Origin of the sequence: Idiomarina sp., assembly GCF_048265525.1 — a bacterium.
GTDB lineage: Bacteria > Pseudomonadota > Gammaproteobacteria > Enterobacterales > Alteromonadaceae > Idiomarina.
Genome location: NZ_JBLXBI010000001.1, coordinates 668000 through 683296 on the forward strand (window position 1 = coordinate 668000; position 15297 = coordinate 683296).

At 45.7% G+C, this 15297-nt stretch carries 18 protein-coding genes; 1 reads left to right on the forward strand and 17 read right to left on the reverse strand.

The window, feature by feature from the left end; all coding sequences use genetic code 11:
* Position 1: 1 nt before the first annotated feature.
* The 12 genes from mltG to rluC all read right to left on the reverse strand — a co-directional run bounded on the left by mltG (position 2) and on the right by rluC (position 8886).
* A complete protein-coding gene (gene mltG / locus ACN0TF_RS03250; RefSeq protein ID WP_417440724.1) occupies positions 2 to 1006 on the reverse strand; it encodes an endolytic transglycosylase MltG in 1005 nt (334 codons plus the stop codon).
* Entirely contained in the window at positions 1003 to 1791 is a 789-nt protein-coding gene (gene pabC, locus ACN0TF_RS03255; RefSeq protein ID WP_417440725.1) for an aminodeoxychorismate lyase, read from the reverse strand. The genes mltG and pabC overlap by 4 nt, the downstream gene beginning before the upstream one ends.
* A gap of 54 nt (positions 1792 to 1845) precedes the next feature.
* Positions 1846 to 2085 carry an acyl carrier protein gene (gene acpP / locus ACN0TF_RS03260; protein ID WP_011234585.1) on the reverse strand — a complete coding sequence of 80 codons (240 nt, stop codon included), beginning with the start codon at positions 2083 to 2085 and terminating at the stop codon, positions 1846 to 1848.
* A 118-nt stretch (positions 2086 to 2203) separates the two neighbouring features.
* Positions 2204 to 2941, reverse strand: a complete 738-nt coding sequence (fabG, locus tag ACN0TF_RS03265) for a 3-oxoacyl-ACP reductase FabG (protein ID WP_417440726.1) — start codon at positions 2939 to 2941, stop codon at positions 2204 to 2206.
* A 16-nt stretch (positions 2942 to 2957) separates the two neighbouring features.
* Positions 2958 to 3878, reverse strand: coding sequence for an ACP S-malonyltransferase (fabD, locus tag ACN0TF_RS03270; protein WP_417440727.1), 921 nt, complete (start codon positions 3876 to 3878; stop codon positions 2958 to 2960).
* 10 nt (positions 3879 to 3888) lie between these two features.
* Entirely contained in the window at positions 3889 to 4851 is a 963-nt protein-coding gene (locus ACN0TF_RS03275; RefSeq protein WP_417440728.1) for a beta-ketoacyl-ACP synthase III, read from the reverse strand.
* A gap of 16 nt (positions 4852 to 4867) precedes the next feature.
* A complete protein-coding gene (gene plsX, locus ACN0TF_RS03280; RefSeq protein ID WP_417440729.1) occupies positions 4868 to 5893 on the reverse strand; it encodes a phosphate acyltransferase PlsX in 1026 nt (341 codons plus the stop codon).
* Between the two features lie 8 nt (positions 5894 to 5901).
* Positions 5902 to 6072, reverse strand: coding sequence for a 50S ribosomal protein L32 (gene rpmF / locus ACN0TF_RS03285; RefSeq protein ID WP_011234590.1), 171 nt, complete (start codon positions 6070 to 6072; stop codon positions 5902 to 5904).
* Positions 6073 to 6088: 16 nt separating this feature from the next.
* Entirely contained in the window at positions 6089 to 6616 is a 528-nt protein-coding gene (yceD, locus tag ACN0TF_RS03290) for a 23S rRNA accumulation protein YceD (RefSeq protein ID WP_417440730.1), read from the reverse strand.
* Between the two features lie 51 nt (positions 6617 to 6667).
* Entirely contained in the window at positions 6668 to 7264 is a 597-nt protein-coding gene (locus ACN0TF_RS03295; RefSeq protein WP_417440731.1) for a Maf family protein, read from the reverse strand.
* The gene (locus ACN0TF_RS03300) at positions 7261 to 7923 is read right to left on the reverse strand and encodes an HAD-IA family hydrolase (protein WP_417440732.1); all 663 of its coding nucleotides are present in this window, start codon (positions 7921 to 7923) and stop codon (positions 7261 to 7263) included. The genes ACN0TF_RS03295 and ACN0TF_RS03300 overlap by 4 nt, the downstream gene beginning before the upstream one ends.
* 15 nt (positions 7924 to 7938) lie before the next feature.
* Positions 7939 to 8886 (reverse strand): 23S rRNA pseudouridine(955/2504/2580) synthase RluC, encoded by a 948-nt coding sequence (rluC, locus tag ACN0TF_RS03305; RefSeq protein WP_417440733.1) that lies wholly within the window; start codon positions 8884 to 8886, stop codon positions 7939 to 7941.
* A 452-nt stretch (positions 8887 to 9338) separates the two neighbouring features.
* Between rluC and rne the strand changes: the two genes are divergently transcribed.
* On the forward strand, positions 9339 to 12287 hold the full coding sequence (gene rne / locus ACN0TF_RS03310; protein ID WP_417440734.1) for a ribonuclease E: 2949 nt from the start codon (positions 9339 to 9341) through the stop codon (positions 12285 to 12287).
* 88 nt (positions 12288 to 12375) lie between these two features.
* Here rne and ACN0TF_RS03315 read toward each other — a convergent pair whose 3' ends face one another.
* The 5 genes from ACN0TF_RS03315 to ACN0TF_RS03335 all read right to left on the reverse strand — a co-directional run bounded on the left by ACN0TF_RS03315 (position 12376) and on the right by ACN0TF_RS03335 (position 15283).
* Positions 12376 to 12696, reverse strand: a complete 321-nt coding sequence (locus ACN0TF_RS03315; protein WP_417440735.1) for a ComEA family DNA-binding protein — start codon at positions 12694 to 12696, stop codon at positions 12376 to 12378.
* Between the two features lie 106 nt (positions 12697 to 12802).
* A complete protein-coding gene (gene pyrF, locus ACN0TF_RS03320) occupies positions 12803 to 13498 on the reverse strand; it encodes an orotidine-5'-phosphate decarboxylase (protein WP_417440736.1) in 696 nt (231 codons plus the stop codon).
* A gap of 4 nt (positions 13499 to 13502) precedes the next feature.
* A complete protein-coding gene (gene lapB, locus ACN0TF_RS03325) occupies positions 13503 to 14660 on the reverse strand; it encodes a lipopolysaccharide assembly protein LapB (protein WP_417440737.1) in 1158 nt (385 codons plus the stop codon).
* A gap of 6 nt (positions 14661 to 14666) precedes the next feature.
* The gene (locus ACN0TF_RS03330; RefSeq protein WP_011234599.1) at positions 14667 to 14927 is read right to left on the reverse strand and encodes a lipopolysaccharide assembly protein LapA domain-containing protein; all 261 of its coding nucleotides are present in this window, start codon (positions 14925 to 14927) and stop codon (positions 14667 to 14669) included.
* A gap of 74 nt (positions 14928 to 15001) precedes the next feature.
* Entirely contained in the window at positions 15002 to 15283 is a 282-nt protein-coding gene (locus ACN0TF_RS03335; RefSeq protein WP_417441108.1) for an integration host factor subunit beta, read from the reverse strand.
* Positions 15284 to 15297 lie beyond the last annotated feature (14 nt).

The window sequence follows — 15297 nt, forward strand, 5'->3', positions numbered from 1 at the left end:
ATCACTCTTGATTCAGTTGATATCGGCGTACAGCCCGTTGATGTTCTTCCAGTGTTTCCGAGAAAACATGGCCGCCCGATTTATCCGCAACAAAATAGTAGTACGGAGAACGTACCGGATTCGCGGCTGCCTCAATTGAGGCTTTGCCAGGCATAGCGATTGGTGTTGGAGGTAGTCCATTAATTCGGTATGTATTATAAGCCGTTTTCTCACGCAAATGAGCCCGGGTAATATTGCCGTCAAAGTTTTCAATACCATAGATTGTCGTCGGGTCAGACTGTAAGCGCATGTCGATAGCCAGACGGTTAGCAAATACGCTTGCGACTAACGGACGCTCATCGGCCAAACCGGTTTCTTTCTCAATAATAGAAGCCAGTATTAACAGCTCGTAAGGTGAATTTACAGGGCACCTGTCTGAGCGTTCTTGCCAGACATTTTCCAGCACGAGCTGCATAGACTGATACGCTTGTTTCAGGATAGCGATATCCGTTGTGTAAGCTCTGTAACTGTAGGTTTCAGGTAGCAAAACACCTTCTAGCGAAGCTTCTGTGACACCCAGCTTTTGCCTGAGTTCGGCTGCACTTAACTCAGAAGACTCGTCTTTTAAATAAGGCAGTTGCTTCAGTTGAGCTCGCCATTGTTCCAGAGTCAGGCCTTCCACCAGAGTCACGGTAAAAGTTTTTTCCCGCCCCTGGCTCAGCATACTCCAAATATCGAACCAGCTCTGCTGTCCATGAATCTCATAAAGGCCCGCCTGCAAATGATTAACATCAGCAAAAATCTGACTCAGGCGGTAACTTAATGCCGAATGGCCACCCTCAAAGTGCTCTGTCACTTGAGATGTCACGCTACGGGCGGTTGCTCCGCCTCTAAAGTCTAACAATAGCGGCGTACTGGCTTCGCTTTGTATTGGCTGCGATAAATACCAGCGTCCGGACACAAAGACAACCGCGACCGAAACCGCAAAAACTGCAACAAGCAGCACTAAAATAAGACGTTTTTTCATAATATAAGCTGCTCTAATACCGCCGGCAATTTGCTCTTATCCAATACTTTACCATTAAACTGAGTGACCGTAACAGCGCCTCTGACACTGTTGCTGAGGATAATCTGTTCAACGTCAGCTAACTCATTCAATGAAAAATGACCGATACACAAAGGCGCAAGCATGTCTTCATCAATAATTAACTGACGCATAATTCCTTGTACTCCGGAAAAACTCAGATCGGGGGTATACCACAGCCCTTGTTTGTACCAAAAAACATTTCCCTGTATGGCTTCGACAATATTACCCTCAGAGTCGCAGACCAGTAAATCGTCATATTCAGAGGCCCGGCACTCTTGAGTTAACAAGACCTGTTCTAACCTATTTAATGTTTTTAAACCGGCCAGCTTAGGCTGTCTGGCTAAGTTCAATTCAGCAACACCAAGACTAACCGGGTTCAGGTTACCGGGAGCATCACTCACCTGAATATATTCATTGGCCACTGCGCCGTCTGAAAAGCCGTACCCCCGGCCACCATAACCTCTAGTGACAATAACCTTACACACACCGTTCTCAATGCCATCACAAGCATTAAGAATACGTTGATGTAAAGAGTCAAAGCTTAGATGGTTTATAAATAAACGGGTATTAGCTTCAGACAGTCGGCTCAAATGTCGTTCAACATGCAAAGGCACACCTTGAACAACTCTCATGGTTGTAAAGTGCCCGTCACCGAACTGCAGCCCTCTGTCTATTTCCGAACAATGGAAAGGCGTATTATTAAGTAGTATTTTTCTTATTGTCATAACAAAAAAGGCGGAACCAATGGCTCCGCCTTTTATATCACGTTCTACGACAAATTAGTCGTTAGAATGATTATTTACGTAATCGATAGCTGATTGAACTGTTTTAATTTTTTCAGCTTCTTCGTCTGGAATTTCAGTTTCAAATTCTTCTTCCAAAGCCATTACCAGTTCAACTGTGTCCAAAGAATCAGCACCAAGGTCATTTTCAAATGACGCTTCAGGCTTAACTTCTTCTTCTTTAACACCTAATTGTTCAACAATGATTTTTTTAACGCGTTCTTCAATAGTACTCATGATTATAAAATCCCTCAATAGTCATCGCGAGAGTGAAAATTGGCTGTAGTGTAGTGAAACCAGCCTCATTAATAAAGTAAAAAATAGCATAAAGTTAAGAGGTCATACCGCTAACCTCTTAAACCATCGCCATACCACCATTAACGTGAATGGTTTCACCAGTGATATAAGCTGCATCTTCTGATGCTAAAAATGCTACCGCAGCAGCAATTTCCTTTGGCTCGCCTAAACGTGCTGCCGGAATATTATCAAAAATAGCTTGTTTTTGCTCATCATTCAGAGCTTTTGTCATATCCGTATCAATAAAGCCCGGCGCAACACAGTTTACGGTAATACCGCGCGCTGCAACTTCTTTAGCCATTGCCTTACTGAAACCAACCAGTCCGGCTTTCGCCGCACAATAGTTAACCTGCCCCGGGTTTCCTGTTGTGCCAACAACTGAACTGATATTAATAATACGACCATTACGGCGCTTCATCATGCCGCGTACAACCGCTTTACAAACTTTAAATACGGCTGACAAGTTAGTGTTTAAGACAGCATCCCACTCGTCGTCTTTCATTCGCATCATCAGGTTATCGCGGGTAATACCGGCGTTATTTACCAGAATATCAATAGAGCCGTACTCTGATTCAATCTCTTTAATAACTTGCTGCAGACTATCAGAGTCGGTTACATCCAACGCCAGGCCCTTGCCTTTTGAACCAAGATATTCGGAGATTGCAGCTGCACCTTTATCAGAGGTCGCTGTACCAATAACTTTCGCTCCCTGGCTAGCAAGCAGTTCAGCTATTGCTTTTCCTATTCCCCGGCTTGCGCCTGTAACTAATGCGACTTTATTTTCAAAGTTTTGCACGTAAATAACCTTTTTATTAAAGTGAATTCAAAGAGTCTAGCGTATTCAACGCACTACAACCAAAAGCCTTAGTAATACGTTTGTTTAGTCCGGTCAATACTTTTCCCGGACCAACTTCATAGGCTGTTTCGACATCCAATTTCGCAATCTGTTCAATCGTTTCAGTCCAGCGGACAGGACAATAGAGTTGACGCACCAATGCATCTTTAATGGCATCTTCGCTGTCGGTTATTGCAACGTCCACATTATTAATGACCGGCGTGTGTGGCTGTTTTAACTTTATCGACTTTAACGCGTCGGCCAATTGGCTGGCTGCTGGTTGCATCAAAGCACAGTGTGATGGCACGCTAACAGGTAACGGCAAAACACGTTTAGCTCCGGCTTCTTTTAAAGCTTCTGCAGCACGAGCTACAGCGTCTGCATGTCCTGCTATAACCACCTGACCCGGTGAATTATAATTAACCGGAGTTACTATTTGTTCTCCTGCCTGCTCTAAACAGATTTTTTCAATTTCGGCATCTTCCAGGCCGATAACCGCGGCCATAGCCCCTTCACCTTCGGCTACGGCTTGCTGCATAAACTCGCCGCGCAGGGCTACAAGTTTAACCGCATCGGTAAACTCCAGCGCTCCGGCGCATACAAGGGCTGAATACTCGCCCAGACTATGGCCAGCCATAACGGTAACATCGGCCAATCCCTTCTCTTTGGCTACACGGTATAGTGCAACGCTGGCAGTTAATAAAGCAGGCTGTGTCCGTTGCGTTTCATTCAACTGCTGATCGGGCCCCTGCTGCACCAGCTGCCAAAGGTCATAACCCAAAACACTGCTGGCCTCTGCGAATGTTTCTTTCACTAATGCGAAATCATTAGACAAGTCACTTAACATACCAACGCTTTGAGAGCCTTGCCCCGGAAATAACAATGCCGTTTTAGTCATAATCATCCTCTTAATATTGAACGAGCGCTGAACCCCACGCAAAACCGCCGCCAAAAGCCTCTAACAAGAGTTTCTGACCACGCTTAATGCGTCCGTCCTTAACCGCCCAATCCAGTGCAATTGGTACCGATGCCGCAGAAGTATTCCCTGTTGAGTCCAGAGTAATTACCACGCGCTCCATCGGCATCTGTAATTTTTTCGCTGTTGCATTAATAATGCGTAAATTTGCCTGATGCGGAATCAGCCAGTCCAGATCATGTGCCTGTAATTGATTCTTCGCTAAGGTTTCGGTTACTAAGCTACTGAGTTTTGAAACTGCAACTTTAAAGACCTCGTTACCCTTCATGTACATCCAGGCGTTTTCTCTGCCGCGGTCGGCCCCTCTGGAGGCTTGTTTAGCTCCTAACAAGTGGCTGTATTCGCCGGCACTAAATAGATGAGTGGAGATAATCCCTGGAGTGTCACTTTGTTCCAGGACAACCGCTCCGCTACCATCACCAAAAAGCACCACGGTATTGCGATCATTAGGATCACATAAACGCGCCAGTACATCAGTGCCGATGACCAGAATACGTTGGTGCTGCCCACTTTTTATAAATTGATCAGCTACAGAAAGCGCATAAATAAAACCGGAGCATGCCGCTCCGACGTCGAAAGCCGGAATCGATGTGATGCCGAGCATTCGTTGAATCTCACAAGCCGCACTTGGAAAAGCATGCTCGGCCGATGTGGTCGCCACCACAATCATATCGATATCCCGGGGGATTAAACCGGCGGCAGCCAGTGCTTCTTTTGCCGCTTCATAACCTACAGTCGCTGCGGTTTCATTAGGTGCCGCAATGCGCCGTTCTTTAATGCCGGTTCTTTCTGTTATCCATTCGTCAGACGTATCAACCCGCTGGGAGAGTTCTTCATTAGTAAGCCGTTGTTCGGGCAAATAATGCCCGGTACCAACAATTTTTGCATAAGTCATAGCGCTACTTAACTGATTACAGCTGTTCTGATAAGACTGCTTCGACACGATGTTTAATTCGCTCAGGAAGCTGTTCATGCGCTTCTGCGACGGCTTGTTGAATTGCACTATAAAAAGCGCCGGCGCTAGCGCTACCGTGACTTTTTATCACGACATGGCGCAATCCTATCAGACTCGCACCATTGTAGTGGTCGGGCTTCAGCCTATCCCAGGACTTGTGCGTCCGTTTTTGTAAAAAACGAAAGAAAAAACGATAAAGCCAATGTGAGTTTAGTGTGTCCCGCATTTGATCGATAATGAATGTTGCCAGACCTTCGCAGCTTTTAAGCGCAACATTGCCGACGAAACCATCACAAACCACAACATCAGCTCTGCCACTAAATAAATGATTACCTTCAATAAAGCCAATATAGTTTAGCTGTTCACATTGAGCGAGTCGGGCCGCTGCATTGCGCACAACATCATTACCTTTGATGTCTTCTTCACCCATATTTAATAGGCTAATTTTAGGAGCTGGCACACCCGATAAATATTCAGCCGCCACAGCACCCATAACACCAAACTGAAACAAGGTTTCTGAGTCACAGCTAGCATTAGCACCTAAATCAAGCAGGTAAGACTTTCCGCCAGTTTGATTCGGCAAAGCTGTCATCAACGCCGGGCGCAAGACACCAGGAAGTGTTTTAAGTGTAAAATAAGCATTAGTCATTAACGCGCCAGTATTGCCACCGCTTACCATTGCCTGACAATTACCGTCGGTTAGGGTTTGCAGCGCAACGCGCATGGAGGACTCAGGTTTACTACGCAGAGACTGGCCCGGTTTATCATCCATTTCGATAACTTGTTCTGCATGAACAATATTTATGGAAGGATGCGGGCTTAAATTGAATTTATCGAGTAACGGGGTGAGTTCTTGTTCGTGCCCGACAACGGTGAATTTAACATCGGGATACCGATGAACCGCTTTTTCCAGGGCTTCTATAACAATAGAGGGGCCATTATCGCCCCCCATTGCATCAATCGCTATGTTCAGTTCAGGCATGGCCTGTCTTACTTGTTAACGACCTTACGACCCTTGTAATAACCGTCGGCTGTTACGTGGTGACGACGATGCGTCTCACCCGTAGTTGAGTCAACCGACAGTGTTGGGCCGTCTATTGCATCGTGTGAACGACGCATGTCGCGTCTTGAACGACTTTTCTTACTTTTTTGAACAGCCATTTACGCTATCTCCTGATTATTTACGCTTCAATTCTTGCAATACGGCAAACGGGTTCTCAGACTCTTCAGCAGCTGATTCGTCAATTTCGCCCCACGTCATCGCATCACGATCCACCTGACATGCCTTAGCGTCGTGCTTAGGAGCTATTGGCATAGCCAGAATTAATTCGTCTTCAACAAGCCCATGCAGGTTAACTTCTCCAAAGTCATTTACCTCAATAGCTTCGTAGCTATCGGGAAAGTCATCTGCCACCTGTCGCTTAGTGACAGGAGCATACGCAAATTGCGCGAGAATATCAACATCCAGAGGCGTATTACAGCGTTCACAAAGTACTTTTACAGCAACTTTTGCTTTCCCTGTAAAATAACTAATGCCCTGCTCATCAATTCCAAACTCAACACTGGCCTCAGGATCGGGGCAAGGTTCTACCAAAATTTCCTGAAGTCTTGTTAATGTTTTTCCAGGCACAACCCCATCATATGCCACTTTCTTGTTGGCACTTTTGACTGGGTCTACCGTTACGGGAATACGAACTTTTTGCATAGCGCGCGAATGTTAACGAAGTTCCGCTTTACTGACAAGGGAAATCTGTCGTTAATCCTTATTTAGAGGGTTAATTCCGTGAGTTCTCAACATATCCAGTAAAGCGATAGCTGGTAACCCGATGAGTGTATTGGGGTCGTTGCCTTTTAAACCACTAAACAAACTGATTCCCAGCCCTTCGCTCTTGAAGCTGCCGGCACAATCAAAAGGGTTTTCAAGTTCAACGTAACGTTCTATTTCTTCGGCGGTCAATTGACGAAACTTGACTTCAAAGGGCTCTACTCTTACTTCGCATTGTTGAGCCTTTGTATTAAGAACAGCCAACCCAGTATAAAAGGTTACCGTTTTGCCCACAAAGCTGGACAATTGTTGCACCGCATTTTCATGGTTGCCGGGTTTGCCTAAAATATTGCCATCACAAACAGCAACCTGGTCAGAACCAATAATAATGGCATCATCGTAGGTCATTCTTTTTTCAACTGCTCTGGCTTTTGCTTCCGCTAACCGCCCTACTAATTGTTGTGGGCTTTCTGAGTTAATAGCACTCTCGTCTATGTCCGGCTTCACAACATCATAATTTAAATGCAGCCTATCCAAAATTTCGCGACGGTACTTAGAACCTGAACCCAGGATTAATGGCAACGTCATAAAGTCTCCCTGACAAGTTTATTGCTGAGTTCTGAAAGCGAATCGACCACTATTGTAGCACCGGCTTCGCGTAAACGTTCAGCGTCATGCACACCAAAGCTTACGCCAATTGCCTGTACACCAGCGGCAACCGCCATTTTCATATCGTGAACAGAATCTCCAACCATTACGGTGTGTTCAGGCTGGGTTTTAAGTTCACTCATAATTTCATAAAGCATCTGGGGGTCAGGCTTACCTTTAGTTTCACTGGCGCACCGCGAAGTATCAAAGTAATGCTCGGTTTCACTTTCTGCCCAGACCCGTTTTAGCCCACGTCTTGCCTTGCCCGTAGCAACGGCTAAACGATAACCAGCACTGGATAACTTAGAAAGCACCAATTTTGCATCGTGAAATAATGGCGACGGCGTTGTATTCAAGTCGACATATTCATCACGATACTGAGTTAGAAAGTTATTCATTTGTGTCGCGTTAAGCACGCCGAACAATTTCTCTATTGCGGGTTCAAGGCTTAAACCAATAATATCTCTGACTGAAACCTCGGTCGGAACGGGTAACCCCGTATGCTGAGCTGTATTTTGCATAGAGGAAACAATTCGGCCAATGGAATCCATTAAAGTGCCATCCCAGTCAAACACCACAAGTCGCTTATCGTACATCATTATAAGCAGTCCTTTTTATTGCGCCGTCAGTTGCTTTAACGTTTGCTGTAAGTTCTCATCCAGAGGAGCTTCAAAAGCCACTTCTTTTCCCGTAACAGGATGTAGAAAACGCAGCTGCCAGGCGTGTAAAAACAGTCGGTTTAACCCAAGCCCAGCCATAGTGTTATCGAAATCTGTATCACCGTACTTAGGATCTTTCGCTATAGGATGACCTGCATGTAACGCGTGAACACGAATTTGATGGGTGCGGCCGGTAACTGGCGACGCTTCAACTAATGTCCCTTCCTTATACCTTTGCTGAATTCTGAAACGAGTCAAAGAGGCTTTGCCTTCTGCATCAACACGCACAATTCTCTCTCCGGATTTTAAGGTGTTCTTTTTTAACGGCGCTTCAACACTACGAACCCGCTTTTGCCATTGACCGCGAACCAACGCCAGATATTGCTTATTCATTTCTTTGTTACGCAGCTGTTCGTGCAAACTTCTCAGCACTGAACGTTTTTTAGCAACCAGCAACAAGCCACTGGTATCTCGGTCTATTCGGTGAACCAGCTCTAAGCTTTTCTCTTTTGGCCGCAACGCTCTTAAACCTTCAATAAGACCGAATTGCAGCCCGGAGCCGCCATGTACGGCGACTCCTGATGGTTTATTAATTAGCATCAAAGCGTCGTCTTCATAGAGGATCGCGTGCTCCAGAGCTGCAACCTGCTCTAAATTAGCAGACGGAAGGTCCGGCCTTTCACTCACTTTTACCGGAGGAATGCGAATGAGATCGCCTTCCTTTAACTTATAGTCCGGTTTTATCCGCTTTTTATTCGCTCGCACTTCACCTTTACGGACAATTCGATATACCAAAGACTTAGGTACACCGCGTAATTGCGCAATGAGAAAATTATCTATTCGCTGCCCCGACTCTTCTGCAGAGACGGTATGCCAGCGTACTTCTTGTTGAATTGTTTTCATGCCGCTATTTTACCATCATCTACAAGATTCAACAGCGAAATTGTTGCTTGTATTTTCAGTGGTTTTCATGGAATAATTAAGTGTCAAAGTCCATCGAAGATGGCAGACGAAGAATATATTTCGCGCAATCGAAATAACAGAGCGACGCATTATCCACATCAGCGTACGGTTTTAAAGTCTAATGAAGTGACTAGCCGAGATGTTGATGGCACGGAGAAGAACACAGCACATTGAATACGCTTTGTTTCATAATCGATTGCAGACGTAAAATTTAGCGACAATATGACACCGAACAGTTGGTGTTATCGGCACAGTCAAACTCATTTTAGTTACACGTTGTAGATGACGGGTAACGCAAGTCCCAAAGGGCTTGCAGCGACAGACGAATTCGATAATTGCACGATCGCCATTGGGGCGTGTCATATTGTGGCCCAAAGAATTGAGTCACAGTAATGAAAAGAATGCTAATTAATGCCACGCAATTAGAAGAGTTGCGTGTTGCGCTGGTTGACGGCCAGCGCCTTTATGATTTAGATATTGAAAGCCCTGGTCACGAACAAAAAAAAGCAAACATATATAAAGGCAAAATCACGCGCATAGAGCCAAGCCTCGAAGCTGCCTTTGTAGATTATGGCGCAGAACGCCACGGCTTCCTTCCTCTTAAAGAAATAGCTAAAACCTATTTTCCACAAGGTTATACCTTCCAGGGTCGCCCCAACATCAAAGATGTGGTTAAAGAAGGCCAGGAAGTCATTGTTCAAATAGACAAAGAAGAGCGAGGCCAAAAAGGTGCCGCCTTAACTACCTTTGTTTCCCTGGCTGGCAGCTATTTAGTGCTAATGCCGAACAACCCCCGAGCCGGTGGTATCTCTCGCCGTATTGAGGGCGATGAACGTTCAGCACTAAAAGAAGCGTTATCTGACCTCAATGTTCCGAAAGAAATGGGGCTGATTGTCCGTACCGCCGGTGTAGGCAAGTCAAAAGAAGAGCTCGAGTGGGACTTAAATGTTCTGCTTAATCATTGGGAAGCTATCAGCAAAGCGGCTAACGAGCGCCCTGCTCCTTTCCTTATACACCAGGAAAGTAACGTTATTTTCCGCGCTTTACGCGATTACCTGCGCCGAGACATCGGTGAAGTTCTCATCGATAGCCCCAAAGTTTACGAGCAAGTCCGTAGTCATATACAGCTTATTCGTCCGGACTTTTTACAACGCGTAAAACAATACGAGGGCGATGTCCCGCTTTTCAGTCACTACCAGATTGAAAGCCAAATTGAATCTGCATTCCAGCGCGAAGTCCGCCTTCCGTCAGGTGGTTCAATTGTTATCGACCCAACCGAAGCACTGACATCTATCGACATTAACTCGTCACGTGCAACTAAAGGTGGCGATATTGAAGAAACGGCATTGCAGACCAACCTTGAAGCAGCCGAAGAAATAGCACGTCAGTTGCGTTTACGCGACGTTGGCGGCTTAGTGGTTATCGACTTTATTGATATGACTCCTGCCCGCCATCAACGTGATGTTGAAAACCGTTTACGCGACAGTTTATCTCAGGACAGAGCGCGTATTCAGGTAGCCCGCATTTCGCGCTTTGGCTTGATGGAAATGTCTCGTCAGCGCCTACGTCCCTCGCTGGGCGAATCAGCAAACAATGTGTGCCCTCGCTGTAATGGCCAGGGAACCATACGTTCGAGCGATTCTTTAGCTCTGTCGATCTTGCGCTTGATTGAAGAAGAAGCCATAAAAGACAACACCATTCAGGTGCATGCTCAGGTTCCGGTCGATGTCGCAACGTATTTGCTCAATGAAAAGCGTCAATCCGTAAATCATATTGAAAAGCGTCATAACGTGAAAATCGTTATTATCCCGAATCACCATATGGAAACACCTCACTTTGAAGTGTTACGTATTCGTGATGACGAAGTTCCGGAGTCGGCCAGTTTTGAGTTGGTGCAAAAACCAGAGCAAACTGAATCTACGGTTTCTATTACCTTGACTCAGGATAAAGCGAAATTTGAAGAGCCTGCACTAAAAGGCCTTCAGGCACCGAGTGCAGCTCCTACGCCAGCACCGGCTCCTAAAGTTGAAGAGAAAAAAGCAGCTCAACCATCCTTGTTAAGTCGTTTAGCGACCTGGTTCTCTGGCTTGTTTGGTTCAGATGAAGAACAGAAACAGGCTGAAGCTGAGAAAGAAAAAGAACGTAATGCTCAGAACCAGCGGAATCAGCAACGTCGTGGCCGTAATCGCCGCTCAGGGAACCGTCAGCAGCGAGGCCGCAACCAGTCAGCAGGTAAGGACAAGGAAGCCAGTAAAGAAAACACCTCTGCAACTACAGAAGATAAATCAACGGAATCTCGCGATGATGCAGGTAATCGTAATAGTCGCAACCGTAACGATCGCAGACGTCGTGGCCGCAGCAATAAAAATCAGCAGCAGCCAAAACCAGAAGCGGCTAAGAACGAGCAAGTTGATAGCCCGGCTGAAGCAGAAAAGCCGAAAGAAACTAAAGCGGTTCAGGATAAACCTCGTCGTCAACGTAAGCCGATTGAAAAATCCGTTCGCGTTTCATCGACTGGCGATTCAGTAGAAGCTAAAGAACCAACGCAGCCAGCTCAAAAGGATGTTGATGCGTCGACTGATGGTGCCGATACTCAGAAACCAACCCAGGCTAAAGAGAAACCTGCAAAGCAATCTGGTTCTGACAAAAGCGAAAATAAAGCAATCTCTGATAAGGTTCTGGATCCGCGTATGCAGGCAGCCGCTGAATTAGTACAAAATCAGGCTCAATCTGCGACTCCGGCAGAACAGAGCGAAGAAAAGAGTGTTGATGAGAGTACCGAAGAGAAAGCGCCTCAAGCGGACACTCAAGCAACTCAACAAACTGAAGCCAGTACAGACGAAACAGTGCAGAAGCCGGACACAGCGAAACCTGAAGCTGAGCCTGAAGTGGCATCTGATGACAAAGTAGAAGCCTCAGTTGAGCCAGCCAGTGAAGCAGTGCCAGAACCAGCTAAAGAAGAACAAAGTAATAGCTCTGAAACGGCTGAAGAGCCTCCAAAGCCAACTGAGACAGAAGACACTGTTGAAGAAAAGCCAGCAGAGCCTAAGGCTGAAGAGAAGAAAAGCAGAGATCGCTCTCGCCGCTCTCCTCGTCATCAACGGGCTGCGGGGCAAAAACGCAAGCAAATGAAAACCGAAGCGGTTATACCTAACCGTTCATTAAGTGGTTCATCATTTTCTGCAATGACAAAGGCAACAGCTGAAGAGCGCAAAGAAGCCTTTAAGGCTCTGCCTGTAGCTTCATCAGATAATCGTCCTCAGTTTGTTAAAGACAGTCGTATCGCCAGTATTTCTCAGGCGCGTTCGACTTCTTATGCCGAAATGGCAAAATGTGACTAAATTCAGCTAAATAAGAGTTTAGTTAGAAAATAAGAAGGCCGGTAGCAACGAACTACCGGCCTTTTTTATCTCTGGAGTTTACTTGCCATTACTGCTTAATCGTAATGAAGGCTCGGTTTTTCTCTAAAGTTTTAGCACCAATACCTTTTACATCAAGTAATTGCTCTACCTCGGTAAAACCACCCAATTGCTCTCTTAACTCAATAATCTGCTCAGCCCGTTTCTCACCGACACCAACCAGGACAGCAGATATCTCTTGGGCTGACCCTGTATTGATATTGACGGTTTTAACCTCTTCAGTCTGTGCTACTGGAGATAAGTTTGGTAAGGCGGATAACGGAGTGGCTTGCGCCCCTGCTGCTAAAAACAGCGATGAGGCAACAAGCATGGGTATTAATTTTAGCTTCATAGTGTCATTCCCTATTGAAAAATCACTGCGTCACTGCAGTAAGGACACTATAGCCGAAGTTTTTTGCCTTATTAGAAGATTACGACATTGCGAAGGCGTAAGTAAGTTATTCTCCTATAGAGGCTAATATCTCTGAAACGCTGGCGGTTGGGTCAGCGGCCTGCGTAATAGGTCGCCCAATAACCATGTAATCGACTCCAGCCTCTATTGCGGCTTCTGGTGTCATAACCCGCTTTTGATCACCCGCGGCGCTGTTGGCAGGTCGGATACCCGGCGTTATAAGCTTAAATGACGCACCCAAATCACGTTTCAGCATGCGAGCTTCCTGAGCAGAACAAACCACTCCGTCCAGACCAGCCTGCTGCGCTAATTTTGCCAGTTTAAGTACTTGCTGTTCCGCAGTTGCCTGGATTCCAGTTTCTGCAAGATCAGAATCACTCATGCTGGTGAGTACCGTCACGGCTATTAATAAAGGAGGCTTATCAAATTGCTTTAATGCATCCCTTGCCGCGCTCATCATTTCGGTACCGCCGCAGGCATGCACGTTCACTATATCAACACCGATTTTAGCTGCCGAGGTTACCGCCTTAGCCACTGTGTTTGGAATATCATGAAACTTTAAATCTAAAAATATTGAAAAACCTTGCTCAACCTGCTTTTTTACCCAGTCGGGTCCAATAGCGGTAAACAATTCCTTACCCACTTTCAGCCCGACTTTTCCGGCTGGTAATTGACTCACTAAATTGTCAGCGGCTTCCTGTGTCTGGCAATCTAAAGCAACATAAATTTTCGGTAACGCCATGTCGTTATTCACCATCTAATCCAAAAATAGGTTTTGTTGTTGCCCAGCTCTTACACGAAGGACAACGCCAATATAAAGTATGTCCGGAGAAACCACAGTGACGGCACTTATAATTGGGCCGCTGCACTATGTGCTCATGAACCATTTTGCGCAGTCTTCGGAGACTGTCACGTGCATTCCCCACATCAGCGGCCCGAATGTGTAACCCCATTAAATGATGGAAGCCGCGCATTGTCGGATGCTGCTCTAAAACGTGAGTCATAAAGTGTTCTGCGTCTTCAATACTTTGCGATTCACAAATTTTTTCTGACAACGTAATAGCGGCTGTTATTCCCGCATTGTGTTCAACACAACTGTGTAAAAACTCGATAAAAGTATGAGTATCAGATGTTTTCTCGTAAGCTTCCTCTAGCAAAGGAATGGTTTCGCAAACGAAGGATTTGTCCTGTTCGAACACCCGGGTTAAGTAATTAATAGACTCCCCGTACTCCCCTTCTTTCATATAGATTTTCCCCAGGGAGAGAACAGCCCTAACACAATTACTATCGTGTTTAAGCGCTTTGCTGTAATGCTTTATTTTACTCGGAACATTGTCATCTAGTTCGGCAAGCTCGCAATATAACTGGGCGAGAACGACTCGCGCGTGGCTGCTTTGCTTCGCCAGACGCAAAGCTATTTTAATGGCTTTGTCCCATTCGTGCGTGGATTCATAAAGCTCAAGAAGGTGCTTTTGGCTTTTCTCGCGGAATAATTTATAACTCTGTAAGCCGGCAAACATTTGTTCAGCGCGGTCATAGATTCCGGCAGAAAGGTAATCTTTACCTAACTCGTACATAGCCGTTAAGCGGTCGTACTCAGACAGGTTGGGAAGTGACGTCAGGTTTTTATGAATTTTTATTGCGCGGTCAACTTCGCCTCTACGGCGAAATAACTTGCCTAAGGTCCAGTGAGTCTCAATGGTTTCGCTGTCGACGTCTAATAACTCGACGAATAAATCAACCGCCTTATCTGGCTGGTCTGACAGCAAAAGGTTTATACCTGTGGCGTACTTTTTGGAGAAACGTTTCTGCTCTTTTCGCTCTTCTGTGCGAACACTATTGCGGCCCATGAACCAGCCATAGGCAGCAGCAATTGGTAAAAGCAGGAAGAGAAGCTCCAACATGAGCCGTTAACTCTCCTTGTCCAGTTTATTTAAACGCTTAACTAAACGGTTATACCGATAGCGCCAGGATAAACTCGATAAGCAAAGTAATAAAATACCAACCAGAAAGCCGCTACCAAAAAAGATAGCAAGCAGCGATGCAACAGCCATTTCTGTTTGCAGCACCAGTAAATTAACAACCACGGTTTGCGGGTTCTGAGCCCCAAAAGCCATTGCTAAAAGAAATATGATTAATACAGGAATGAGAATAAGCAGCTTTTTAAGCATAATTGCTTACCTGTTAGTTATAAAAAAACGGCATGCCAGTATAGCATGCCGTTTTTATCAATCGAGCGTAAAAACTAACTTAATGTATCGACCCTCTCGCGAAGCTCTTTGCCCGCTTTAAAATGCGGTACGTATTTCCCTTCTAACTCAACAGGATCACCTGTTTTAGGGTTACGACCAACACGAGGAGCCCGATAATGCAGAGAGAAGCTTCCGAAACCCCGAATTTCAACGCGCTTACCTTGCGATAAGGATTGCACCATCTGTTCGAGTATCTCTTTTACCGAAGCTTCAACCTGCTTAGGAGGTAACTCGTGCTTCAAAGTTAACCTTTCAATCAGCTCTGATTTAGTCATCATTACCTCCTTCA

What these genes read in the sequence shown, in the direction of transcription:
- ACN0TF_RS03335 (WP_417441108.1), bottom strand. Translation starts at nt 15,283, where the DNA reads ATGACTAAATCAGAGCTGATTGAAAGGTTAACTTTGAAGCACGAGTTA.
- rne (WP_417440734.1), top strand. Translation starts at nt 9,339, where the DNA reads ATGAAAAGAATGCTAATTAATGCCACGCAATTAGAAGAGTTGCGTGTT.
- pyrF (WP_417440736.1), bottom strand. Translation starts at nt 13,498, where the DNA reads ATGGCGTTACCGAAAATTTATGTTGCTTTAGATTGCCAGACACAGGAA.
- rpmF (WP_011234590.1), bottom strand. Translation starts at nt 6,072, where the DNA reads ATGGCTGTTCAAAAAAGTAAGAAAAGTCGTTCAAGACGCGACATGCGT.
- yceD (WP_417440730.1), bottom strand. Translation starts at nt 6,616, where the DNA reads ATGCAAAAAGTTCGTATTCCCGTAACGGTAGACCCAGTCAAAAGTGCC.
- rluC (WP_417440733.1), bottom strand. Translation starts at nt 8,886, where the DNA reads ATGAAAACAATTCAACAAGAAGTACGCTGGCATACCGTCTCTGCAGAA.
- lapB (WP_417440737.1), bottom strand. Translation starts at nt 14,660, where the DNA reads ATGTTGGAGCTTCTCTTCCTGCTTTTACCAATTGCTGCTGCCTATGGC.
- ACN0TF_RS03275 (WP_417440728.1), bottom strand. Translation starts at nt 4,851, where the DNA reads ATGACTTATGCAAAAATTGTTGGTACCGGGCATTATTTGCCCGAACAA.
- ACN0TF_RS03330 (WP_011234599.1), bottom strand. Translation starts at nt 14,927, where the DNA reads ATGCTTAAAAAGCTGCTTATTCTCATTCCTGTATTAATCATATTTCTT.
- acpP (WP_011234585.1), bottom strand. Translation starts at nt 2,085, where the DNA reads ATGAGTACTATTGAAGAACGCGTTAAAAAAATCATTGTTGAACAATTA.
- mltG (WP_417440724.1), bottom strand. Translation starts at nt 1,006, where the DNA reads ATGAAAAAACGTCTTATTTTAGTGCTGCTTGTTGCAGTTTTTGCGGTT.
- fabD (WP_417440727.1), bottom strand. Translation starts at nt 3,878, where the DNA reads ATGACTAAAACGGCATTGTTATTTCCGGGGCAAGGCTCTCAAAGCGTT.
- pabC (WP_417440725.1), bottom strand. Translation starts at nt 1,791, where the DNA reads ATGACAATAAGAAAAATACTACTTAATAATACGCCTTTCCATTGTTCG.
- ACN0TF_RS03300 (WP_417440732.1), bottom strand. Translation starts at nt 7,923, where the DNA reads ATGATGTACGATAAGCGACTTGTGGTGTTTGACTGGGATGGCACTTTA.
- ACN0TF_RS03295 (WP_417440731.1), bottom strand. Translation starts at nt 7,264, where the DNA reads ATGACGTTGCCATTAATCCTGGGTTCAGGTTCTAAGTACCGTCGCGAA.
- ACN0TF_RS03315 (WP_417440735.1), bottom strand. Translation starts at nt 12,696, where the DNA reads ATGAAGCTAAAATTAATACCCATGCTTGTTGCCTCATCGCTGTTTTTA.
- plsX (WP_417440729.1), bottom strand. Translation starts at nt 5,893, where the DNA reads ATGCCTGAACTGAACATAGCGATTGATGCAATGGGGGGCGATAATGGC.